This window comes from Membranihabitans marinus (assembly GCF_021729155.1).
Classification (GTDB): Bacteria; Bacteroidota; Bacteroidia; order Chitinophagales; family Saprospiraceae; genus Membranihabitans; species Membranihabitans marinus.
This window is the reverse complement of sequence record NZ_JAJQYA010000013.1, coordinates 111130-136832: the sequence shown is the minus strand read 5'-3', so window position 1 is coordinate 136832 and position 25703 is coordinate 111130. Positions and strand designations below refer to the sequence as shown.

At 36.9% G+C, this 25703-nt stretch carries 15 protein-coding genes; 3 read left to right on the top strand and 12 right to left on the bottom strand.

The features are described 5' to 3' along the window. The 7 genes from LVD51_RS10370 to LVD51_RS10340 form a co-directional block, all read right to left on the bottom strand. Positions 1–2171, bottom strand: a 2171-nt coding sequence (locus LVD51_RS10370; protein WP_236971163.1) for a hypothetical protein, incomplete at its 3' end; no start/stop codon positions are given. A gap of 158 nt (positions 2172–2329) precedes the next feature. Further along, on the bottom strand, positions 2330–2710 hold the full coding sequence (locus LVD51_RS10365; protein ID WP_236971162.1) for a hypothetical protein: 381 nt from the start codon (positions 2708–2710) through the stop codon (positions 2330–2332). 234 nt (positions 2711–2944) lie between these two features. Beyond that, entirely contained in the window at positions 2945–5089 is a 2145-nt protein-coding gene (locus LVD51_RS10360) for a c-type cytochrome domain-containing protein (protein WP_236971161.1), read from the bottom strand. 47 nt (positions 5090–5136) lie between these two features. Next, a complete protein-coding gene (locus tag LVD51_RS10355; RefSeq protein WP_236971160.1) occupies positions 5137–6594 on the bottom strand; it encodes a DUF1501 domain-containing protein in 1458 nt (485 codons plus the stop codon). A 3-nt stretch (positions 6595–6597) separates the two neighbouring features. Beyond that, the gene (locus tag LVD51_RS10350) at positions 6598–8928 is read right to left on the bottom strand and encodes a PSD1 and planctomycete cytochrome C domain-containing protein (protein ID WP_236971159.1); all 2331 of its coding nucleotides are present in this window, start codon (positions 8926–8928) and stop codon (positions 6598–6600) included. Positions 8929–9586: 658 nt separating this feature from the next. After that, positions 9587–10891 (bottom strand): BNR-4 repeat-containing protein, encoded by a 1305-nt coding sequence (locus LVD51_RS10345; RefSeq protein ID WP_236971158.1) that lies wholly within the window; start codon positions 10889–10891, stop codon positions 9587–9589. Positions 10892–11113: 222 nt separating this feature from the next. Then, on the bottom strand, positions 11114–12418 hold the full coding sequence (locus LVD51_RS10340) for a BNR-4 repeat-containing protein (RefSeq protein WP_236971157.1): 1305 nt from the start codon (positions 12416–12418) through the stop codon (positions 11114–11116). A gap of 362 nt (positions 12419–12780) precedes the next feature. On the opposite strand from LVD51_RS10340, the gene ypfJ reads away from it, so the two are divergent. The 3 genes from ypfJ to LVD51_RS10325 all read left to right on the top strand — a co-directional run bounded on the left by ypfJ (position 12781) and on the right by LVD51_RS10325 (position 15519). Beyond that, on the top strand, positions 12781–13629 hold the full coding sequence (gene ypfJ / locus LVD51_RS10335) for a KPN_02809 family neutral zinc metallopeptidase (protein ID WP_236971156.1): 849 nt from the start codon (positions 12781–12783) through the stop codon (positions 13627–13629). A gap of 833 nt (positions 13630–14462) precedes the next feature. Next, positions 14463–15026 (top strand): LytR/AlgR family response regulator transcription factor, encoded by a 564-nt coding sequence (locus LVD51_RS10330; RefSeq protein WP_236971155.1) that lies wholly within the window; start codon positions 14463–14465, stop codon positions 15024–15026. Positions 15027–15150: 124 nt separating this feature from the next. Continuing rightward, the gene (locus LVD51_RS10325; RefSeq protein ID WP_236971154.1) at positions 15151–15519 is read left to right on the top strand and encodes a hypothetical protein; all 369 of its coding nucleotides are present in this window, start codon (positions 15151–15153) and stop codon (positions 15517–15519) included. 66 nt (positions 15520–15585) lie between these two features. Here the strand turns inward: LVD51_RS10325 and pepF are convergent, their stop codons facing one another. The 5 genes from pepF to LVD51_RS10300 all read right to left on the bottom strand — a co-directional run bounded on the left by pepF (position 15586) and on the right by LVD51_RS10300 (position 25674). Then, complete coding sequence (pepF, locus tag LVD51_RS10320; RefSeq protein WP_236971153.1) at positions 15586–17412, bottom strand: oligoendopeptidase F; 1827 nt, start codon at positions 17410–17412, stop codon at positions 15586–15588. 66 nt (positions 17413–17478) lie between these two features. Then, on the bottom strand, positions 17479–20184 hold the full coding sequence (locus tag LVD51_RS10315) for a heparinase II/III family protein (RefSeq protein ID WP_236971152.1): 2706 nt from the start codon (positions 20182–20184) through the stop codon (positions 17479–17481). Beyond that, positions 20177–21592 (bottom strand): BNR repeat-containing protein, encoded by a 1416-nt coding sequence (locus LVD51_RS10310; protein ID WP_236971151.1) that lies wholly within the window; start codon positions 21590–21592, stop codon positions 20177–20179. Before LVD51_RS10310 ends, LVD51_RS10315 begins: the two co-directional genes overlap by 8 nt. 12 nt (positions 21593–21604) lie before the next feature. Then, positions 21605–23752 carry a polysaccharide lyase family 8 super-sandwich domain-containing protein gene (locus tag LVD51_RS10305; protein ID WP_236971150.1) on the bottom strand — a complete coding sequence of 716 codons (2148 nt, stop codon included), beginning with the start codon at positions 23750–23752 and terminating at the stop codon, positions 21605–21607. A 41-nt stretch (positions 23753–23793) separates the two neighbouring features. After that, positions 23794–25674, bottom strand: a complete 1881-nt coding sequence (locus LVD51_RS10300; protein ID WP_236971149.1) for a heparinase II/III domain-containing protein — start codon at positions 25672–25674, stop codon at positions 23794–23796. Between the last annotated feature and the right edge of the window lie 29 nt (positions 25675–25703).

The following is a 25703-nucleotide window of genomic DNA, read 5'->3' as shown; positions in this document are numbered from 1 at the left end:
CCTGAACATACATCTTTCAATGTTACACTTGGTACATATACATCAGTGGCACAGTCGTGGCTCTCTGTAGTATATACAGTAGCATTACACCACTCGGCTTCTCTTGCTGATTCGTTTTGTAGACCAGCTGCTATATCAGCTACGATCTGTTCGTGATCCCAATTGATATAAGCACACTCTCTCAATTCAGTTTCTCCTTGGTATCTGCAATCTCCTAAGTTAGAGATCAAATCTATACCATCAGCGTAGTTGTTGTGGATTGGGTAACAGAAGTCAAAGATTGGACCTACTGTATCAATCAATGTCAACCACTGAGATATAATGTATTTTGGTTTCTCTGATACTAAACCAGCAGACCAATCTATATCATTATCAATGGTATAATGAGCAAAATCAGATTCTGGTTGAATAGCATAGTTTCCAGCTACAAAATCAGGTCCAAATTCACCATTGTTTCTAATATCTTCATTACAAGCTCTCAATTCTCCTAACACATCACCGTTAGCCCAACAAGTTTGTTTGATAACGACATTTCTTCCTTTTGTCTTAGGACATGTTCCTGTCCAGTCGGCATTGTCAGAAGTCATTGTGATTCCACAGTGTGGCAATCCAGCAAAATCATCTAAACAAATTTCAACACAATCATCAGGAGAGTTATTTTGTCCTACTGAGAAATCAAGATTTCCTTCATCATCCAATTCAATTACAGGAACACATACAGATACACAATCGCTTGTAGTACCAGTAGCTACATCACAATATCTTACACAGTCGCCTGATCCGTAGATTGAAGGCCATCCTGCTGCAAACCAGTATGGACTATTGCCATTACCATCCCAGAACCATTGGTCAGTTACTTCTTCGTAATATCCATCTGCTGACAATACTCTGTCTCCTTTTTCCAAGAAAACATATGGGAAATATTGGAATGACGCCAAAGCGATTAAGTGATTTTCCCAATCGTCAGCCAATCTTGCTACGATGTTCAATGCACCATATCCCAACTGTGTGCTACTTGCACCAGTCAATACATCACTGATATAGTCTCCGTTAATGATTTCACCGATAGTATATTCAGTTTGAGCTTTGTCATTCTTTTTCAAGATAACACAAGCCAAATACTCATCCAATAAATCTTGTGCTGCTGCATTTACATAACCAGCAAGAAGTACGGCTGCAGGCAATTCATAGGTTACAGCTCCCATTTTGCCATAAGGCAATTCGTAGTCGTGTAGACCCATTGGCTGCTTCCATGCTGCATATCTCTTAAGGGTCTCCCCTCCGATTTCATTTTCATCGATTTCACAATAAGCTGTATCCTCTGCTTTTCCTTTAAATGAAGCAGGACCAAAAGCTGGCAATCTCAACACTACGATAGTATCTACCAAAGTAGTGATCGCACCATCTTTATTAAATACTTCCCAAGTACGGAAAATAACCTCGGCAGTATCATTCTCTTCATTACAAGAAATTGGCATAATCCAATCTGGCTGAACAGCCAAACCATAATATCCACTTCCTCTATTACCTGCACATGGTACAGATACTACAGGCTGATACTTAGAATTACTTGCGCTAGGCACCATTCCACAGTAAGTTACTACCTTACCTCGTCTTACTCCAGCAGTTTTTGCTTCTGAGATACCACTAGCTGAGGTGACATATGAACCACCATGAGTAGGTAGACCAGTAACATCGTGCTGAAATCTTGAAGTCAATACTACTGGTGGCAATCCATTCACTCTGATTTCACCATTAGTACATGTTCCTGAAGCATTACTTACTGAAAAGCTCAAGGTTTTACCCAACAATGGACACATGTCGATATAGACATCTTGTCCACCTGAAGTAAACTCGAAAGAAGTACCTAATGAACTGGTTAATTCTTGGTCAGAATACAATTTCACTGGGCTACCCCATTCGTTTTTCACCACTACAGTTGCTGGACGTACTCCACCCAAACCACTGTTAGTGACAAAATCAGCCAATTCGAATCGAGCCACTCCATCCTGGTCGATAGAAGGTCCGATATCGGCACAGTTTGGCGACTCCTGTGCAAATGTTTGCATCGGTAGTGAGAGCATCACAAAAGCCAACAAAGGCAATAAGCCTTTGAGCCAGTTTGAGCTCAACCACGATGGCTGAATTAGTGTAAAATTCGTCTTTTTCATGAGTTCTAGTTTAGATGATATAACATTTAGGCTTTTCAAATACAAAAATATAATTTTAAAAATTCGCAATAAAACCACCGATTCCTAACACATTCATTATAGAAAACAATGGAGTTATAATCTTCTCTTCTTCAAACAATCTAATCTACAAAAGTTAATTATCCACCAATAACCACCAAAGATGGATTCCATCTATCCTCAAATCGCAATGAACGATTTATGAACTTGACAGAAATCCCATCAAAAAAGAAATTATTCGATTTCAAAAATATATTGATCAAAGGATTATCCTTAGAATTAATTACAAATTCATTTAGTCTCGAGATACGAATTCGAAAATCTTTTAATGATCTATTAAAAGAAGATAAATTTTGGATTTTTGTCATCCAAGAAAATTCGTTGGTAATCATCAAACAGATCTGGCGACCTGCAGCCTTTAATAAGTGTTGAAACTTGGCAGGCAAGCCCAGCATTGTCATTATTGACAATTTGGCTTGAATAAATAATTGAATCAACCTGCTACTGTACTGTTTCATCATCGGGTTCCGCTTGGATTTCTTTTTAGGCTTTATGTTTAGCGGTTTTAAAGGTATAAATATTTTACTAATAAATAAACACTTGTTTCCTTATAATAGGGATTTTCGATTTTAGAATAAAAATTTAAACTATATTATAATCCTCTCATTTTAACGAAAAATATTTGACAACAATCCATTAAACATTAATATAAATTATAATATGTTATACATATTGAAAAACATATTTTTTTTTATTTATCTAAAAAGTACCTCATCTATAAAAATCCAAGCTGGCTCTCCCCTCCCACGATGCCAGTCTGGTAATTGAAAAAACGGAATAATTTCCAATTTCAATCCAGCTATTAACTGACCTGGCAAATCAATTTCTTGAAAATACTTCTGAGAAGACATAGTTTTATCTGGCATTTTCAAAGATCGACTCAAGATTCTTCTATAAGAACCATCGCTCTCTTTGGCGTAGATTACTATCTCTTTAGGTGGAAAAATATAACTATTAGGCAAGTGCAGACCACTAACTACAATAGTCTTTATAGGTTGAGCAGAATTGAATTCATACACACTTTTAAAAGATACATTTCTATACCCCAAATAAGCCTTATTTCTCTGATCCAAATCACCAGCTTTAAGATCAATCATTGATAGTATTCCGTCCCCCAAATAATTTCTATGAGGTGAATTCTCTAACCAACTTGTATCGGGGGTATAGGCACTTTGATAAAATTCTCGCTTAATTGATGAACTTTCCAACCATCCCTGTTTAAACACTTTAAACTTTAGGACAACATTGGAGTCTAATAACAATTCTTGAGTATATTGTAGAGAGTGAATACTATCTGGTTCGCTGCCATCGGTTGTATACCTAATATCGACATTTGGAATAGGATGACCTACCTTAACACGCATTGTATCTAAGAAAAACGTAAGATCTGGCTCCACTTTAGGTGGATTTAATGGCAACAATCGATCTCCAAAAGGATTCGACTTCCCCACCAATGTAATATCGCTGTATCGTTTTGCCAAATCTTTTAATTCATCTTCAGTTATTTTGGTACCCCAGAGATACAATTTTTTAATAGATGAATTAACCGTTAAAAAGTTTTTAATACCTTCAGAAGAAATCTCTGTACCAATAACGGATAGTATTTGCAAATTACCCAGATCCTTTAATGCATTGAGACCGATATCTGTAATTTTTGAATAATTTAAATTCAGCACTTGCAATTGTCTAAAATTAGACAATTCTTTCAAATCATCATCAGTCACTGGCATATTGGATAGATTTAAATCGACCAATTGATTTTCAACTGCTTTCAACTCCTTCAATTGAGAAGATTTAAAATGACTTCGACTTAAAAATCTTCCATACAAGGCGGGAGACTCATTAGCAATAGGTGTCAACAATCTATAATTATCTGTCAACTTTTCAATTGTTGCCGCCGAAGTTGGTGAAAAGTCATACTGATCTTGCTCTACTTCCTGTCCATAGATAGCCTGGGCCATCTGATACACGGTATCTGAAGCCGACAATTGTTGAATAGCTAGCTGAAAAGGAGAACCTATACTGACCCAATTTTTCAAAAGATCTATTTCTTCGTGAGTCAATTGCATTTTACCTTTCGGAGGCATATGGTCCTCATCCTCCAAATCTAATACAAGACGTTGAATGAAAGGACTTTTATCCGAATTTCCAGGAATTAGAACTTCTCCATTTTTCCCACCCTTGAAAATACTTACAGAATCCAATAAAACTAAATCCCCTTTGGATTTTTCATTGTTATGGCAACTTATACATTTTTGATCAAGAATTGGAAATACAATATCTTGATATAGATCGGCATCGGCAAAAGCCGGCCTCTGCTTCGATTTTGCCATTAATGGCTCAGTCAAAAAATCACTGCCGTGAGTCAAACCTGCCCCCATATGACCAGCAATCAATAAAGAAATAACTACTACAGAAGACAATGCAACCCATTGGCGTTCTCGAAATAATAATTTTAAATTTTGCTCTAAGAGTATAACCCCGCACAAAACACAAACACTTAACCATTTGTGAAAATCAACCGACTCTCCAGCATAGCCTGATTCTTGAGACAAAAACAATCCCGCCAAAATAGTAAAAGCACAAAAGAAATGAACGAGTTTAAAATAATCCCCAACTCGAAGCAATTTAGTTTTGGCATCAAAATCTCTAAATAAAAAAGGCAAAAAGGGGATTGCTGAAACCAAGACAATAGGAAAATGCAAAATCAAAGGATGAGCCCTACCTACAACCTCCAACAAGCTAGGCAATGATATCCATTGCTCGGCGAGTAGAAAGAAAACAATCAATACATCCAATCCAAAATTAACCAAAACCAACTTCCCAAATATCTTTCCCATATTGACATCTATCTATTCAAGACTATTACAATCTATAATCCAACATTTTAAACTAATATATCTCGAACTACATGACCGGCAACATCGGTTAATCGATACCGCCTACCTTGATGTTTAAATGTCAATTTTTCGTGATCTAATCCCAATACATTTAAAATAGTTGCATGAAAATCATGTATATGGACGGGATCTTTGGCTATATTATAACCAAACTCATCGGTTTCTCCATAGACTATACCAGGTTGAATACCACCACCAGCCATCCAAACCGAAAAACTTCTTGGATGATGATCTCGACCATAATTATCTGCTGCCAAAGAACCTTGACAATAATTGGTTCGACCAAATTCACCACCCCAGATTACTAAAGTATCTTCTAACATACCTCGCTGTTTTAAGTCCATTACTAAAGCTGCTGATGCTTGATCAACATCCTTTGCCTGACCAGCCATTTCATTGGGCAAATTACCGTGTTGATCCCAACCCTGATGATACAACTGAACAAATCGCACCCCGTTCTCCGCCAGTTTTCTTGCAAGTAAACAATTGGCCGCATAGGTACCAGGGACTAAACATTCTGGACCATACATTTTGATAATATGGTCGGGCTCTTTGGACAAATCGGTCACCTCGGGAACAGAAGTCTGCATTCGATAGGCCATTTCATATTGTTGCACTTTGGCGATTATTTCGGGATCCCCAAATTCTTCGTGTTGCATTTCATTTAACTCTGCTAGGCGATCCAGCATTTTACGTCGTGACGCCATATCTGTACCCCTTGGATTACTTAAGTACAATACAGGATCAGGACCACCCATCATTTGCACCCCTTGATGTACTGAATTTAGAAAACCATTGGTCCACAACTTGGAATACACGCCCTGACCATTGCCCTTTCCTTTGGACACCAGGACACAAAAGCCCGGCAAATTTTCATTTTCACTACCCAAACCATAACTCAACCAAGCCCCCATACTGGGGCGATTGCCCTGTTGAGCTCCTGTTTGAAAAAATGTAATAGCCGGATCGTGATTAATGGCATCGGTATGCAAACTTCGAACAATACACAATTCGTCGACTATCTTAGCGGTATGTGGAAACAAATCACTAATCCACGCCCCTGATTGACCATATTGTTTGAAATCATAATAGGAACCCACCAATGGAAACGACGATTGATTGGCCGTCATACCGGTTAAACGCTGTTCTCCTCTAATTGATGCAGGTAAATCCTCTCCCATCCTTGTTCTCAATAATGGCTTGTAGTCAAAGGACTCAAACTGAGATGGAGCACCACTCTGAAACAAATAAATTACCCGTTTAGCCTTTGGGGCAAAATGAGGAATAACAGCATCCAATTCTGGATTGCCAGTCAATCCTTGTTTAAACAAATCAGGAATCAATAATGACCCCAAGGCCACAGATCCAATGCCAACACTCATTTTCGACAAAAAATGTCTTCTATTAACTCTTAATCTCGCTTCTTTTAAAATTTTTTCTTCCATACCTTAAATTTTTACCAAGGTTTCTTCTAAATTATACACTAGATGTATGACCGACATCAAGGCAGCCAACTCTGTCGGCTTAACATCATTGGCCAAGGGATATTCTCCCACTGAGATAAACTTTTTGGCCTCAGCAGGTTTATCTGTAAACCGCTGCAACTCATCTTGGAAATAATCAGCTAATACCTCCTTTTCCTTGGGGCTTGGATGGCGACATAGTGTACGTAGAAAGACTTCATCAAGGATGAAATCCATAGAGTCAATACGGCTATTTTGCAGTAAAGTTTGAGCCATTACTCTAGAGCATTCCAATACTATAGGATCATTCATCATTACCAAGGCCTGCAATGGTGTATTTGTCTTGGCTCTTTCCAACTCGCATAAATCTCGATTGCTACCGTCAAAAATCAACATATTAGGCGGGGGTACGGTTAACTTAATAAATATATACAACCCCCTGCGATACAATTGAGAACCGTGATCTTGAACATAATTTTTTAAAGATCCTCGACCAGAACTAGTCACTTCCCATATCCCGTCAGGCTGATAAGGTTTATAACTTGGACCTCCAATTTCACGATTCAACAATCCACTACTTGCCAACAATCGATCACGAATAATTTCTGCAGTCAATCTTGTCCTACTAGATCGTGACAAATAAATATTATCTGGATCATGTTTCAACTTTTTATTATCCATAGTCGATGACTGCCTGTAAGTAGCACTCATTACCAACCGCTTTAAATATTGTTTTACATCCCAGCCAGATTCCATAAAATCAACAGCCAGATGGTCTAGCAATTGAGGATGAGATGGTAGCTCCCCTTGATTTCCAAAATCTTCCACTGATGCCACTATCCCCCTGCCAAAAATCTTCCCCCATATATGATTCACAAAAACTCTAGCAGTAAGTGGATTATCTTTGCTCACTGTCCATTCCGCCAATCCCAATCTATCCGCCCTATACTCACTTAGATCGAAAGGCATAATTGACTCAGGAGTACCTGGATTGACTTTTTTTCCATGTTGATCATAAAGCCCACGATCCAATATATAGGTCTGCCTTATACTATCCTTTAGATCTTCCATCACCGACAACATTATGCCATTGGTATCTGGTGCATTAATGAAATCTACCAAACTATCTCGCTGCCCTTGGGTAATCGTAATATAAGGTATCTTACCAGGTAAGGAATTGTCCACTGTGGCTTCGATTCCCACTTCAGGAGTATTATTAAAAAAGGAATACAATTGATAATAGTCTTCTTGTGAAAACGGATCGTATTTGTGATCGTGACACTGAGCACATTCCATAGTAATCCCCAATATACTGGTACTATAGGTATTGGTCTTGTCGATTACATAGGTCACGCGATATTCCTCAGGAATGACCCCACCTTCCTCAGTAATTTTATGATTTCGATTGAAAGCAGTGGCTATTCTCTGTTCAAGTGTTGGATCTGGAAATAAATCTCCTGCCAACTGCCATGTGATAAAGTTATCGTAACTCATATTTTCATTGAAAGCGTGAATTACCCAATCTCGCCAAGGCCACTGACTGCGCATTTCATCGTCTTGATATCCGTAAGAATCCGCGTATCGCGCCGCATCCATCCAGTGCAATGCCATCTTCTCACCATAGGCTGGTCTCGAAAGCAAATCATCGACTAAAGCTTCATATTTAGTATCGGACCAGTCCGTGCTATACTTTTCAATATCTTCTACACTAGGTGGCAATCCATTTAAATCCAAAAACAATCTATTGATGAGAACCATTGATTCTGCTTCTGGGTTGGGCTTCAATCCTACTTCATTCATTTTATCCAAGACAAATACATCTACATTATTCCTTACCCACTTATGATCTTTAGTGGAAGGCAATTCTTGCTTTTCTGGCTTTATAAAAGCCCAATGAGATTCGTATTCCCCACCTTGTTCAATCCACTTTCGTAAAACTTTTTTTTCATAATCGGAAAGGACAAGCCCAGATTCAGCAGGAGGCATTACCACTGAGATATCAGCAGCCTCGATTCTTCTAATTAATTCACTTTGTTCTGGATCTCCGGCAACAATAGCAAAATGACCTGGATTTTCTTTTAATGCTGCAAATGCATCTTCTTCAATATCCAATCTCAAACTCGCCTCTCTGGCATTTTCATCTGGCCCATGGCAAGCAAAGCAACGATCAGACAAAATGGGCTTAACATGAAAATTGAAATCGACTTTCTTTGGAACTTTGAAATTTTGACCTAAAGCGACTTCATTTTTATTTTCCCCACATCCAGCGATCAAAACGCCAACACACAATCCAATTTTTAAGATATTCCTAACCATTGCTACAATAAATATTCTACCCTGTCAAAAGATAGCAAATTAGCAATTATATTTACCATTTTATAATTTATTAACATTAATTCTACGCATAAATGGATAAATAATACATTATTTCAATTTTAGGACTTATTCCACTTGATATATGGCTTTGAATTCGGAATACTATTAACATACAATATAAATTCAATTGTATTTTTTTAAATAAAAAATACAAGGAAATGCAATAAAATAAGGTAGTCAATAGATCAATTGTAAACAAACTAATTTCTTTCAAATTATACAGCAATAAATATAAAATGCTTCCATCTTCAAACTACTTTGCACTAGAATAAAATTTAACACATTAAATTGAAAGGTTTTTTATTAAAACAATACACCCCTTATTATATTTACATATATTTCACCATCCCTTAAATAAGAAACTTACACAAATAGGGTAGATATCTATATTAAATAAATTAATATAGGATTATATTTCTATTGAAAATAATATCTATCAAAGACAGCATAAGATTATTTTATCTCCGACCTCTCATTGATATATTACAAAAGCCTTCGTAGTTGTATCTCTACGAAGGCTTTTGTTAAGATATTTAAAGTGAGTCTGTCAATAAGGAAAAAAAATCACTGCTCTAAATAAAAGCAAATTCCCATATGATTATCGTATTTTAGTATACTTTATGCTAGAGTGATAATCGGTAAAATGTATATAGTGATTATTTTCCATCCACATCAATATATTCTTCTGACCTTTTTTACGATACCTTGGTACAAAAGGTCTAACGTTATCCTTGGTAGAATTTTTGGTAATAGATTTAAATTTCCAAGACTTGCCATCATTGGAAGTTTTCCCCCTTGAAATCTCAAAAACACCATCAACATTATGTGAAAAATAGAGGGTAGAAGGATCCATCGGATCCAAAGTTAAACCCCCTGAATAATTTAATTCTCTTTGACGTTGCCCGTGAACATCTTCGGGGAACCATGTACCAGAATATACAATCTTGTGATCAATCCATTGCCCATCATCATAAACTGCATAATGATAATTATGAGTCTTTACCCTTGGATAACGCGAATAAGCAATTACAGGTCTATCCTTCTTATCGATAGCCACATCAAATATCCAAGCTCGTCCTGTTTCCATAGTGGCTTTGTATACTACAGTTGCATCTTCTGGGTGGAAAGGCAGGTTTTCAACATCACATATTTTACTGTTATCCGCTCTCCAAAAAGCGCCCGCTTCATAATAACAATAATATACTGAATTAAGGGGCTCTACCGCAGGGTGGCCATCGGTAAATATCATATGAATCTTTGACTTACCATCAGAAAAATATTTAACATAAGGACGATTATTGGTATCCAAGTCTTTAGAAGTAATCACGATAGAAGGATTAGACCAAGTGCTTCCATTGTTGTCAGAATATATCATATTGGGTTTATAGCCTATCCAACGACCAAAAGCATAGATTCTATCTTTCTCTTCACTTAATCTCATGGGATTGGCATAGGTATATGACAATTTCACATATTCTTCTACCAATTTATCGGTATAGGGTTTGAGAATTACATTTTCCCCAAAACTATTTAATTCCATAGGCTTCATAGTAGTATTTTGCACTACCCCATTATCCCCACCATGCCAAGTAAACATAGTCATTATTCGTTGATCGGGTAACTCTACAAAAGCTGGATTGTCGTGATCGTCAATTTGCATTTTAGGATATAAATTCTTGGTTTTCACCTCACCGCTTTCCACATCTAATGACGCCACCTCTATATCCCCTTTGCTGGTCACCCAACCGGTAAATACCATACCATCATCACCTGCAAATATAGCTCTAGGGTCACTAAACCAACACCATGCTCCGTCCTCAGTTAATGTTTTCACCTCCTGTGCATGAAGGTTAAAACAGGATACAAAAACCAATAAAACCAATAAAATATTACTCCGATTCATAAACGATATTTTTTATTATTTAGCTAAAATATAAAAATTCGGTAACGTTACCATAAACTAGCTTTAGTGTTTCCATTTCAAAATACAAATAGACTCTTATCCCTTGTTTATAAAATAGAACAACTCATCGAAAGACGAACAACTAATGTTGGACAATTACATAAAAGCCTTAACAATAATATCATATCTTTGAAAAAGTACAATATTATTAAACCTATCCGCTTACCGAATTGTAGTGTACTTTATTCTGGATAAATAATCTGTATAATGTATGTAATGACTATTTTCCATCCACAACAACACATTCTGCTGCCCCTTCTTTCTATATCTCGGCACAAACGGTCTGACATTGTCATATTTAGAATTACTGGTAATCGGTTTTAGCTTCCATTTCCTCCCCAAATTTTTGGTTTTGCCCTTCGATATTTCATAAATCCCATTGACATCATGTGAAAAGTAAATAATACTTGGATCACTAGGATCCAAAGTCAGACCTGCGGAATAATTTAATTCCTTTTGCCGTTGTCCATGTACATCTTCGGGAAACCAAGCTCCAGAATATATTATTTTGTTATCTATCCATTGACCATCATCATACACAGCATAATGATAATTATGTGTCTTAACTCGTGGATATCGAGAATATGCAACCACGGGGCGTCCCTTTTTATCAATAGCCACATCAAATACCCATGCACGACCAGTTTTCTCCGTTGCCCGATACACTACACTAGCATCCTCAAAATAAAATGGGGCATCTGCCACATCGCATATTTTGCTGTGATCGGCTCTCCAAAAAGCACCTGATTCGTAATAACAATAATATACAGAATTAAGCGGTTCAACGGCAGGATGACCGTCAGTAAAAATCATATGTATTTTGGATACACCATCTGAATAATACTTTACATAAGGCCGCTTATTTGTCTCCAATTTTTTTGATGTTACGACTAAAATTGGTTCAGCCCATGTTTCTCCATTGTCTTCAGACTGGATCATATTGGGTTTGTAACCAATCCAACGACCGAAAGAAAAAACTTTATTCTTCTCCTTACTCAGTACAAAAGGATTGGCGTATGTATAGGTTTCTTTTACATATTTATCCACCAATTCTTGACTACGTGGTTTAAACACTACATTGTCACCGAAACTATTGATATCTAATGGATTTTCAGTAGTATTTTGTATCACCCCTTTTGTACTACTATGCCAAGCATACATGGTAAGTATTCTCTGATCTCCTAATTCCACAAACGCGGGGTTATCGTGATCATCAACTTCCATCTTAGGATAAATATTCTTGGTTTTTACCTCTCCTGTATTAACATTAAGCGATGCCACTTCAATATCACCCTTACTGCTGACCCAACCGGTAAAAACATCTCCATTATCTCCAGCAAAAATGGCTCTGGGATCACTAAACCAGCACCATGCTCCATCATTACTCAATGTTTTAATTTCTTGCCCATGAATATGAACACAGAAAACAAAACTCAATAAAATTCCTACTAAAAACTTATTCACCATTTGAAAACCATTTATTTTAGAAGTCCAATGTAAAAATTTTCAACTTTCTTACATCTATTTCAGACAAAATCAATATAAAAAATCAACAAATGGTTAATAATATCACATAATCATTATAACTATCAGGAATATAATAAGTCAGTTTTTAAAAAAATTGGGCCTTTAACTATTGACCTGAATAGGTTAATTCTACCATATATGTATTTCAACACATCTAGTCTTTACTCTATATTTAAAAGACCAGATATCAGTTTAAAATAAATTTCCTTCGCAGCAAAAGCAGTTTTCACCACATTGTATTTAACTTCTCTTAATTTAATTAAATTTCCTCTTATATTTGAACAAGATCAAATTATACTCACATGAAATGGCAAGGACGAAGACAAAGTAAAAATATTGAAGACAGACGACGTTCTCCAGGTAAAAAAGTAGCTGCTGGTGGAAGTATAGGTGTCATTATTGTCCTATTGATAAGTATGTTTACCGGTAAAGATTTAACTGGTTTGATTCAGCTGTTTGAACCCAGTGGGACTTCCATATCCACAACTACCACTTCTGCCTCAAACTACGATGACGACCCTACTGCTGCCATGGTGGGTGTGGTACTGGCCAGTACGGAAGAAATATGGACGGAAATATTTAAACAAAACGGCATGCAATACCAACCGCCAAAATTGGTACTTTTCTCTGGAACAACCCAAAGTTCCTGTGGTGGAGCCTCAGCTTCGATGGGCCCATTTTACTGCCCAGCAGATCAAAAAGTCTATATTGACCTTTCGTTTTGCCAAGAGTTAAAAACCAAATTTAAAGCACCTGGAGATTTTGCGGTAGCATACGTTATTGCTCATGAAGTAGCCCATCACGTACAAAATCTATTGGGTACATCTAGGCAAGTACAACAAATGCGATCCCAACTCAGCCAAACCGATTACAATAAATTATCTGTGAAGTTAGAATTACAAGCTGACTTTTATTCCGGTGTATGGGGATATTTTGCAGACAATATGCAACAAATGTTAGACCCCAACGACTTGGAATCTGCCCTTAGAGCGGCCAATGCCATCGGTGATGATAAACTCCAAAAACAAGCCCAAGGATATGTAGTCCCAGACGCCTTTACTCACGGTACTTCGCAACAGAGAATGTATTGGTTTAAAAAAGGATTTGAAACTGGTGATCTCACCTTGGGTGATTTCAATTCTATACAGTAACCATAATTTATCCGAAATAGGCCATATCAAATCTTCCCAATTACATGGACAGAAAATACCATTCCTTGAATAGGCATATTTTATACAGAACTTCATTTATATTATTTTAAATGGAGCTCAGTATATCCTTTCAAGTCATATAGCTTACTAATATACTTCGTATAAATCAACCTATACCTTCCATAATAAAAGTAAAATAGACAGCACTATCGCAGTCAATCATTTTTGTTAAAAGTGATTGTATTTTTATAAAAAATATTTACTTTTGCGTCGGTTATAAATATACCATGCCCCAAAGACCTTTATCTCTGAAGATTCAAATAAAGGCTAATACCTTAAAAACAACTAACACAATTAGACAGATTAGTCAGTGTAACATTGGCTAAACCAAAGCTTTACGTTGAATACCATATTCTATGTAAAATCACACAATTACTATAGGTTATTTGTAAAAACACTTGAACTTAAGGTGCTGACAATCACTATTAATTTTATAAAAAACGAAATAAAATCCTGAAAAATCAGTATTTTACTACAATACTTTCTATATGCCCCATTACATAAGCCATCCTTCCAATTCTTTCATTAAAAACTTTTGGGCTTACCGCCAGGAGTTAAATGGCTTGAGATTTATAATTACCATTACCCTATTAAATTACATTTTTTTTATATTATTCTATCCTTTCGAACTCAAATCTTGGTATGGTGAACGCTACAATTTCGCCATGCTATTCTACTGTTTGGTCTCTGCACTATCCCTTTGGATTAGTCAATATTTTTACAAAAAAATACCTATTCAATCCCAAAATCAACTATTATGGAACTGGTTATGGATGATAATAGAAATATCAATTATAGGCTTTTTTCAATCATTGCTTAAAACCTTTATGTTTCTCAATGGACAATATGAAATAAAAACCCTATTAGAATGTGTCAAAATAGCATTTATTATTCTTCCATTTTCAATGTTTATTACTTACTTTATATTACATTACTTTTTTCAACCACGACCCAGCCTTCCAAAACCTACTATTCAACCACTTAAGCCGAAAGATAAAAGAATAATTTTCAAAGACGACCAACAGACAACAAAACTCATCGTCGATGAAAACAACTTATTATATGTCCAATCACAAGACAATTATATCGCCGTGCATTACCTATTGGATAAAATAGTCAAGAAAAAACTGATTCGAAATACATTAAAAAACATTTCTAAAGATATAGGGGAAGGAATTCTTATCAAAGTTCACCGATCCTATTTAGTCAACATATCACAATTGTCCAGCTTTCAAAAAGAGGGAAAAAAGCATTGGATTTATCTAAACTCCTTACCCAATGACCCTATTCCAGTTTCCTCAACTTATATAAAAGCAGTGGAAGAAAAATTATCCTAGTAAATTTTATCCCAGATATGGCCATTTTACCCCTAAAATACGGTAGCATTCAAAACTATAAAGTTGTTTTCCCTATAATTGTACTTTACTAGAAAAAGATTGAAATACAATAAAGATTATATCTATGAATTTAAAGGCGACCTTTAAAATTGCAATTCTATTTTTTACAATTGTCAACTTATCCTTTACTACAAACAATGACAACATCATTGGAACATGGTCGTATGAAGTGACCAATTCACAGGATGGATATGACAAAGGACAACTAATATTCTCCCAAGTAGATGGACAATGGAAAGGCATCGTTAAGGTAGATTACGATAAATTTACGGTTAAGGACTTAAAGGTTAATAAAGAAAAAGTGTCTTTCAAGGTCAATGTGGAAGGATACAATATTGATGTTGTGCTTAAACTAAAGGAAAATACCTTCACTGGAAAAGCGAGTTTCTCAGAAGGTGTCCTCGATCTAAAAGGCAAGAAAATTAAGATTTAAGTGGTTAATCTGGTATTAAGTAGAAGGCATCTCCACATACGAGTGGGATGCCCTTCTTTTATTCTGTTATTCTAGTATCTTCTCTATTTCATCCATTACCCGATTCATTTTCTGAATAGTCAATTCAAAGGGATGTACACTCTCCATATCTACCCCAGCCATTCTCAATAAATCTATAGGATAGGCCGAACCTCCGGAAGATAAAAAGTTTAAATATCGATCTCTATCTTTCTGCGAACCTTTTAACAATTGCTCCACTAAAGCCTGAGAAGCCGTAAATGAAGTAGCATATTGATAAACATAATAATTGTAGTAAAAATGCGGAATATATGCCCATTCGTATTTTACAAAATCATCTACTATACATATTCCACTGTCGTGACCGTAGTATTTCTTCGTGAGATCTTGATACAATTTACTAAATTTTTCTCCAGTCAATGACTCCCCTGATTCTACCTCCTTATGTATTAACCATTCAAATTCTGCAAACTGAGTTTGTCTAAACAATGTACCTTTTGCCCCTTCTAGATAATTGCCTAGGATAGACAGCCGCACTTGTTCATCCTCTATTTGATTTAATAAATGTTCATTGAGCAATTCTTCGTTTAACGTAGAAGCTACTTCCGCTACAAATATGGAATAATTGGCCTTCGCATGTGGTTGCTGTTTATTCGATAAATAACTATGCATGGTATGTCCCAATTCATGGGTTAATGTACTTACATCGTCGTATTTCCCATTAAAATTCATCAAAATAAATGGATGGACATCATATGCAGCACCATTGGAATAGGCCCCCGAACGCTTGCCTTTATTGGGATACATATCAATCCAACCTTCATTAAAAGCTCGCTCTACGACGGATTGGTAATCCTCACCCAATGGCTTCAATGAGGCCAAAATATCCTGTTTGCCTTGGGACAATTCAAAACTTAAATCCACTTCGGAAACCAATGGTGCATATAAATCATAATAATGCAAGCTATCTAGTCCCATCATCTTTTTCCTCAATCCCAGATATCGATGAAAAGTATCGAGATGATGATTTACATTCTCAATGAGATTGTGGTAAACCGCTGTTGGTATGTTATTGCGATCCAAAGCTGATTCTAGGGTGGAGTCATAGTTTCTTGCTTTAGAATAAAACACATCTTTCTTTAAATGCCCATATAATTGAACGCCAAAAGTACGCTCAAAGGAACCAATTTTATTAAAAAAACTATTAAACACTGAAGATCTATCCTCTCTGTTCTTCGATCCTCTATGCCTTGAAAAATTTGGAAAATTAAGTTCTACTTCTTCCCCATTTGATAGCGTGACCGTTGGAAAAGGAAAATCAGCGTTGAAAAAAATACTGTATATGGATGATGCATTTCCCGCCATTAAACCAGCTTGCGCAATTACCTTTTCAACTTCTTCTGAATTTCTATGCTTCTTTATCCTCAATAAATCTTGAAGGTAGAAATCAAACGGCTGTAAATCCTTATTTTCATTTAAATACGAATCTATTGTAGACGGTTCTGCTGCCAACAATTCTGGTTCTATATAGGATATTTTGGCACTATAATCGGTATACAATTGACCGATTTCCTGCTTCATATCTTGATATTTAGCTATTCTTGTGTCTTCATCTGAAGACATAGAAGCAAAACAGCTCAACCTCGTCAAATCTTTGGTCAAATCATCCATATAGGTGAGAACTTTCAACAAATCATCGGCACTCGCCATCACTTTACCTCTAAATTGATCTGCTGCAGCCACCGCTTCTTTGGCCTTTAACTTAGCTTCTGTCCAATCTTCCTCCGTTCGATATAGATCCGACAATTTCCATTTATACTCCGCTTCTATTTCACTTCTTTCCAACACTAAATCTTTATTTTCTTTTGAGCTCATATATCATTTTTTACAATATAATAATTTACGAAAATACAACGACTTTTAGGAAAATTAGTTGTCTTCTCACTTCCTCTCCCTGCATATTAACCGACCATTTGCTCCATTGGGGATTTCCACGATGGTATTACCATTTTTTATTCTAGAAACTAGAACAACCTTCTGATTACCTCCATCGAGTTCCACTGATTCAAATTCTTTGTTATATAGGGTAAGCACTCCATGTTTTTTTGATTTTATCAAAAAATCTTGTCCTATCTCCAAGGTCATAGCATTGTCGGAACTTTCACTAGAGAAACCAAATTCCTCACAAACCAATTCCTTGCCATGGCCGAGATACATATGATTTAATCTGTCATTATCGTACCTCAATACCGCATAATGCCCCTTAAATATATACTTGTCATCTGCATACTTACTACTCACATCATTTCCTTGAAAAACTATAAATTTCTCATCATTCTCACCCTCGATCGACAATACGGCGTGATTGACCATAGAGGCTTCATTGACAACATCTACTTGATTAACCGAATAATTTTCTTTGCCCTTATATGATTCAAAAATAGTTACAAAGGGCTTTGACCACGCTTCTCCAAGGTTGTAAATCGACAGCCCTGGTGTTGGTTGCCTATTATATGGAAATTCTACCGTATTGGATCTAGGGAAAAATCCCTTGAAATAATTCCGATCATTAGAAATAGGAAATATGGCCTGCATAAAAATGCTATCACCCATGGAAAAATTGGCAACCACAGGGCCAGCATAATCTACTACTTGGCTAACTTCTTTGAAATACCTAAATCCTGGTCGATCTTCACCGTTAATAGGATAATTTTTACTCTGAACAGAAAGAGGATTTCTTTCTTCATCCAATAATTCAAGTCCATCTCCAATATTGTGATATACATAATCATTGCGTTTGGGGTGATCCGAACGAAATATATCTACATAAAACCCAGTACTATCATTGACTCTAACAATACCCATGGTTCTCAACTGATTAGTTCCTGTAGAAGGATCAAAATATCGATTATCAGTAAAGGAATAGAATTCAGAGATAGCTGAAGAGTCCGGTTTAGGTTCCATAGCCATCAGCTCAACTTTCCCTATATATTTAGTGCCCGCACTACCATTAAATGGCTTGGAACTAGATCTACCACCGCCCACAACGGTATTATGAGCAGCCCATTGAGCATAATAGCCAACATGAAGTGGATGGTCATAACTCGCACCCGGCCCTGGATCAATACCCATTACCCTGCCTTGACCATAGATTTCCATAGCCATGCCATTATTGTGATTGTGATTATAAGTCGCCCCTTGTACCACATACATCAATCCATTTTGAGCATCACCTCCATTGCGTTGAAGATACATTCCCGCAAAATCCAAATGTCCACTTCGTGGCCAGCCTACCGCTTGCTTATTTCTAGTTTCCAATTCTGGCAAATAACATAACAAAGCCAAGAAATCAGATTTACTTCTCTTATATAGACCGGCATCCATTAACTGCTTCAAGGATGACAACATAAGGTGTAATTTATTAGGCAAATATTTTTGCCCTAATATTATACCCAACTCTAAGGTCATAGGATTTTGAAACACCCTCCTCGAATCTCCAAAGCTTGAAACCTTCTGATTGGGGAAGGCATACTTAAACAACACGTAGGACGCATCTAACATGGCCGGATTCTTTTCCATAATATTATAGCCATTCCTTTCCAAAACAAAACTCGCCAACAATAGATTAGAAATAGGATAGTTGTGGTAGCCACCAGGTTCCTTCCACATACCGTCATGAGTTAACCACTTCTCTGTCATAGAAGGTACCGACAATTGTCCGCAACCCCGAGATATGGTATCTCTGGATAAAAAGTAAGACAGATATTCTTCTTTTTTCTCATCATCCTCTAAGCACAAGGCCGCCATTACCATGGGGTAACTTTCGGCTCCAAACCAATTGTTGTTGACATAACCGCGATAGGCCAATGTCGAACTTATTTTCTCAAACACTTCTTGAAAATAGGACAGTTTATATCCATTTTTCGACATATAGGATTTAACAAAATCATAGGCAATGATTAAATCCACCCAAGTCCCCTCTCCCAAGGTCTGAGTATTTAAAAACCCTACTCTACAAGGTCCAGAAATTGGGTCTTGAAAAGAAGCTCCCCTGCCCCATTGATATAATATATCTGCAGCAAACTTCGCATATTTTTCATCCTTGGTCAACCAATATATAATAGCAGCATCTCTAGCCAAATCATTGATTTTCCCCTGCAATGCACCTACGTAAGATTGCAAATCAACGGTGTCTCTTTGCCCTGTTTGCGGATGGCGCAAGGCCATGGTAAAACGAGTATATCTAGGAGGTATTTCCTCTATCGAAGGCAAGACATACCGATATCCATCTTCACTGACTGGTACCCTTTTGTGAGGAGAATATCGAACGGTGGGAATAGGTGCATCCCCTCCATAAGACACAATGGCCGTACCATCTTTATCCGTCCTTGCTTGGGTATATCGTCTTCCCTCCTGCCAATTCATCAAATATCGATCTAATATCCATGCAGAATCAGTAACATGTCGATCAACGTATACGTCTACATGGGTTTTCATTTTAGAATAAATACTATCAGCCCATCCAAATTTTTCAATTTTTTCCAAAACACCCTGACGGTCAGAGTCTTGAACCAAAAGGAATGGATGTTGGCCCATGCCCCATATTCCATTCACGAACAATAAAAGGATAATAATATATTTACTCATCTACCTTAGTATTTAATTCAAAAACATATAAATTACTTGGATTAGGCCAGGGTTTTGGTATTTTTCGATCTCTATTGGCTGGCAAAGTCTCCCATTTCAGTTGATATTTTATTCCATTATTAGGACTCTGTCCTTCGTCCTTTCTAGATCGGATTTCCATACCGGGAAAATCGCTTTCTAGGGAATAAATTTCAACCTTATTGGGCAAATTTCTTTCCTCTTCAATCAACTCAAAATCGTCATTGACCGTCAATCGACCATTTCCGTATTTAATATGGTAATAATTAATCTCAAATCCATTCTTTACCGTAAGAAAGGACTTCAAGATAACTTCATTGGATATGCTACCATTTCCTTTAAATTCCCATCTATAATCCCAATTGGTAATCTGTTTTATTTTCCATTGATCCCCCATCCATTTCGCACCATAAAATTGCAAATCGCCTTTCTCATCATATTTGTGATAGACCATCATTGGTCGATGGTTCTTGTCCCAATTCAATTTGGCCGCGAGATTGATGATTCCTCCCTTTACCGGAATCGGATCTACGATTACATTTTTATGATTCATGGTTACTGGTAGTTCAATGGCCTCACCTCCCACCGTATACCAATGAATCAAATCAGGACTCTTGATATAGGATAAGTCATGGTTAGTAGAACAATCTGGACTATCCCGCCACACCCAATATATATGGTAATATCCATCAGGACCAATAATAGGGGAAGTCTGGTAAGCATTTGCCAACCCTTGACCATCGGTAAGAGAAGTATCCAACAATCGATTCCAAGTCTGCTTGTCTTCATCGTATTTATTGTAGATTTCGTCTCCATTTCCACTTCCACCAGTTCTGTAGTGAAAAATCAATTCACCAGTCATAGTTTTATTAAAATGTGGATAAGTCACTCTTTTCTCATTGCTTCCCACCATGGAATAATACTGTTTCATTGAAGTAATATCTCCTGGTCTTTGACTTCGAAAATAGGTAATGGGATGATTATGCATATTGGCGGCCAAATGAATGTATCCCTTTCTATCTACAGCCAAAGTAGTTGAATTGTGGCTATCCCATTCCAAGACCGTACTCGTTCCAAAATGAGTTTTTCTATCCGTAGGTGGAAATACAAACAATTGAAAAACACTATCTGTGAGATTGCGTTTGCCCAACACCAAATTTCGCTGAGCATTATAATAAGTAACATATTGATCCTCTCCAAAAGTATATAGGCAAAAACCCACAGGGTGACCTGCCCAAACAGAATCTACTAGAATCACATTATAAGGCTCTCCATTTACCTCAGTAACGGGAGATGTAGATTGTCGAAAACATCCGACCAAAAATATGCCCACAAAAAACAAAGTAATCCATCGCCCATTTTGGGCATTTAATTTATCCAGAAATACCATATACTCCTTTTCTTAATTCATTGATACAATTACACTTTGCCCACTGAATTCGGCCTTGGGCATAGTGACAGATAAAGTTGACAGTCCACTCTCATCGTCAAAGGTAGAATCCACATTGGCATTGTTGCAAGTCAATGGTTGGGAAATACTTAAATGCATTTTTCGGTTCTTTCTCGATGGATCTGATAAGGTTATTTCAGTTACCTCGTTATTATCAAATTTTATCATCACTAGACCTGGACCATCCATTTCCAACTTCACTCCATTTCCTATATCCATTTCAGCTCCACTATAAAATACGGCCATAAAAATCTCTAAATCTTTATGATAAACTGCCTGAACCATATTTGAATTTTCTAAAACAGATAAGACTTCATAATCACCCAGTTTATCAGCATCCTCAAGTGAAATACCCGGTCGAACAATGTATGCATACTTCGACTTTGATCGTCTATGACCGTGATCTAACCATAGGGTAGTTAATGGTTTTTTAATTTCTGTTTTGGGACTATTGGCCTGTTTACTGATATCGTACCAAGAACCACTGGCTATCCTATTGTGTACAACCAAAGATTGCGAACTTGGAAAAAAGTATGCATTGCTATCCTGCCATACATACTGAGGATTTTTACTCTGAAAACGTCCTTCTTCTAGGATTTTTTGACTGCCGTTTTCATTGATCACTACATCGGTCTTCCAAGCATTTTGATTGATGGTGGTCGCTACCGGAAATCTTGATTTTGAACCGATGTCTGAACCTAAACAAACATATTCATTATCAAAGAAAAACCATGATTTTTTGGCCTTAAGCGAATCCTGAGATTTCCAATAATCCATCACCGCTGCTCCGTATTGACCATTGCTCACTCCTCCAACAAAATCTTTAACTCCGATTTCTTGAATTTGGTTTTCCGGTCGAAAATTTGGTTTTTGAACAACGGTAGTTCCCGGGATCTTATGCCAGTCCCAAACCGGAAATAAATCTACATAATCTTGACCTGTTCGCGACAAAAAACTCGATCCATCCCCAAGGAAATGATTTTTCAACCCTTCACTGTTGTAGGGATATTCCATATTATAGTTCCTACTAGAATACATTCGAACCGATGCAAAAAAATTTGATCTCTGGTGGGACATATATTCTGTTTGCCAGAAAAATTTATTGTATTCTGCCACTTTATTTTGTAGCCCTGAAGAAGCATTAATAATTTCTTGCAATTCTGTCGATCGATAATCTGATACCTTTAACAAATAAAGCGCTGTTTGATTACTTACCTTTTTAAGAGATCCTAGTCTAGAAATACTCCTATTCTTAGCCCCCAAATCCGGATATAGTCCATAAGGCATCATCTTACAAATTCCATCTAAATAATAATCTGTTAATATTTGAATTGGTTCTTCTCCAAAAGCAAATGAAGTACCAGAAACATAAGCTGCCCATTCGGCAAAAGCGCTAGCATAACCAGCTCCATAAGACAGGGTATTATTCACCCGATCTTGTCGATGATGAAAACTAAAATCATGCTGTAATCCTCTCCGCCCTGTCGAAAATTTAATCTCCCCTTCAATGATATTTATGACCCTTAAAAATTCCTTTTCATCGTATAAATACAAAAGTTTTTTAGCCAATATCCCGCCTATTTTTATTCGATCTCCACTCGGTCTTGCTCCAGAAGCATCCATATGGGCACGACCGATAATCTCTATCGATTTCTCCGTTAGGCTTTTCGGAAGGTCTGCATCCATCACCAATAATGCGCGCATCAGCGAAGTAGGTGTTCCTATCTGATTCCACCACCAATTTTGACAAATAAAATCGCGGTCATTCCAATATTTTAAGGCCTTGCAAATACCTGAATACACTTTTTGATTGCCATACCATTGAGAGCTCTTTGTCTTATAAGCCAACGCCATTTTGATAATATTAGACAGGTGTACTCTATGCTCAAAACCAGTATTAGTAGTATCAATATAATTGATGTAATCCCAGTTTCCACTCAGGGTTTGATCCTCTAAAATATTCTTAACTTCATTGTCATCAACAGAGGACTTCATAGCCTCGTCAATGATTCTTTCTCGTACGATTTCAATATCAGATTTGGTATCACTTGCCGATGTAAAGGTCAAACAAGTAAATAAAAACAGTAAAATTTTAAACATAAAAAATAGTATAGATTAACAAAAAGTTGAAATAACTAGACTTAAATTCCAGATAGCCTAATTTGTATTTTTCCTTTTCCATTTTCAAAAACCCATGCGGGATATTCAAACTCTATTCGCTTTAGGTTGGCCATATGACGATCGAGTTTCAATGGAGGAGGATCGAGTTGTACCACATTGGCCTTAATCGATGGGTTGGTCACATTTTCAATATGAAGGACTTTACCCTCTTGATGCAAGGTAAGGCCATAATCCGTCCATTCAATATCAGCCGTTGTCATCAATTGGAAGACGACCTTTTTAGTAGTTGGCAGTACTTCAATTTCATCTTCTATCAGCAGTGATCTTGGACCATCTTTCACAAACCTTCTATGGGCTTTTACCAATTGATTTTTAAAAGTAGGACTCATATCCAGAGTGGCTGATGGATTATCTCCTTGATGAAATTCAATAAAATTAGCCATCCCTTCAACTACATGTAATTCATCATTCACAGAAAGGGTACTATGTCCAAAGTTGTTTTTGGTCAACAATGTCCATCTTTCACAATCCTGACATGAATTCCATAAATTGAAACCAGTTTTCTCTAAATCGTGATAGCGCTGATTCCCTAAATCGACGATCCAACGAATACCATCGAGTTCAAAAACGAAAGACCCAGCATCCATATTTCCGTGATTTACTGTACCGCGCCCCCCTTTACCTCCGAAATAATACTGATAGATATCATCTCTAAAAAACACAACGGGGTTGGCCCCATCCCCTTGCCATGAATTGGGCAATTGAACTTTCTCTTTATTGGCTGTGTACTGCGACAACCAGATCAAACCACCACCGGCATATCGAGGTAATTTGCCCATTTCCTTGGCTGGTAATAAAAATTTCTCTTTTTGTAAATACATACTATTACCCGTTTTGGCAGCAAACCATGCCAAGACCATATCACCAACCCTTGAGGGGAATTCCCCGCAATCAGCAAAATTATAGTAGCGACCACTCTGTGCTTCAGAAAGTACTTTAAACAATGCACTTTCTCTAAATCCAGGAAAAGTACCCAATCCAAAATCTGTCCCTAAAGCGGACTCTAAAATAGAAGCTGTCATGACTGAAAACGAAGTTCCATACATCCAATAAGTTGCACCTTCTGGATACACTCCATCTGGACCATATTCTTTCAGTGCATTAGGCATGCCATCCAGTGCTCTTGATATGGTTTTTGATGCAAGATCTACATCAATATCAGCAATCACCAACGATGCTGCAATCAAGCCTCCATGACACACCTGATTCCAATTATTATTACCTTCAACCCAAAAGCCCTTCTTTTGATAGGATGGCAATATCCCTTTATCAATTAAGGTTTGTTTGGCCAAAGCCACCGTCTTTTTAGGCAGAGCTCCATCTGTCCAATCCAAAGCAATAGCTACAGCTAGAGCCATCTCGGCCACATCTAGATAATGCGAAGGGTTCCAATCCGAAAACTCACAAACAGCGATGACTTCTTCATTGATTCTCTCAAGAATTTCTTCATCCTTTTCCATCCTGTACACCATGGACAAAATATTCATTCGATACAACATTTCTCGAGACACGCTTAATAGTCGAAGTCCAATTTTTTCCCTTTTCAACAAGGGCTTTTTTACAACTGATGCCGCATTTAATTTAATAGCTTCATATACATTTTTAACAATGGGATCTGATTTAATTTTTGCCTTTAAATCTTCTTCTATTTCCGGCGTGAAGAACAATTTTGGTCCATCTTTTCGCAAATTCTTTTTTAAATATTCTGGACTCATTGGATTTTCTAGAATCAAGGAATCTGATGAGACAAATTCACTATTCGAAGCAGTCAACATAGAAATAAGCGACAAATTCAAAATAAACATCACTGAAATACCGGTCCAGTTAAAATTAAATATCATGTAATTCTGGTTTTCTAAATAAAAAATAA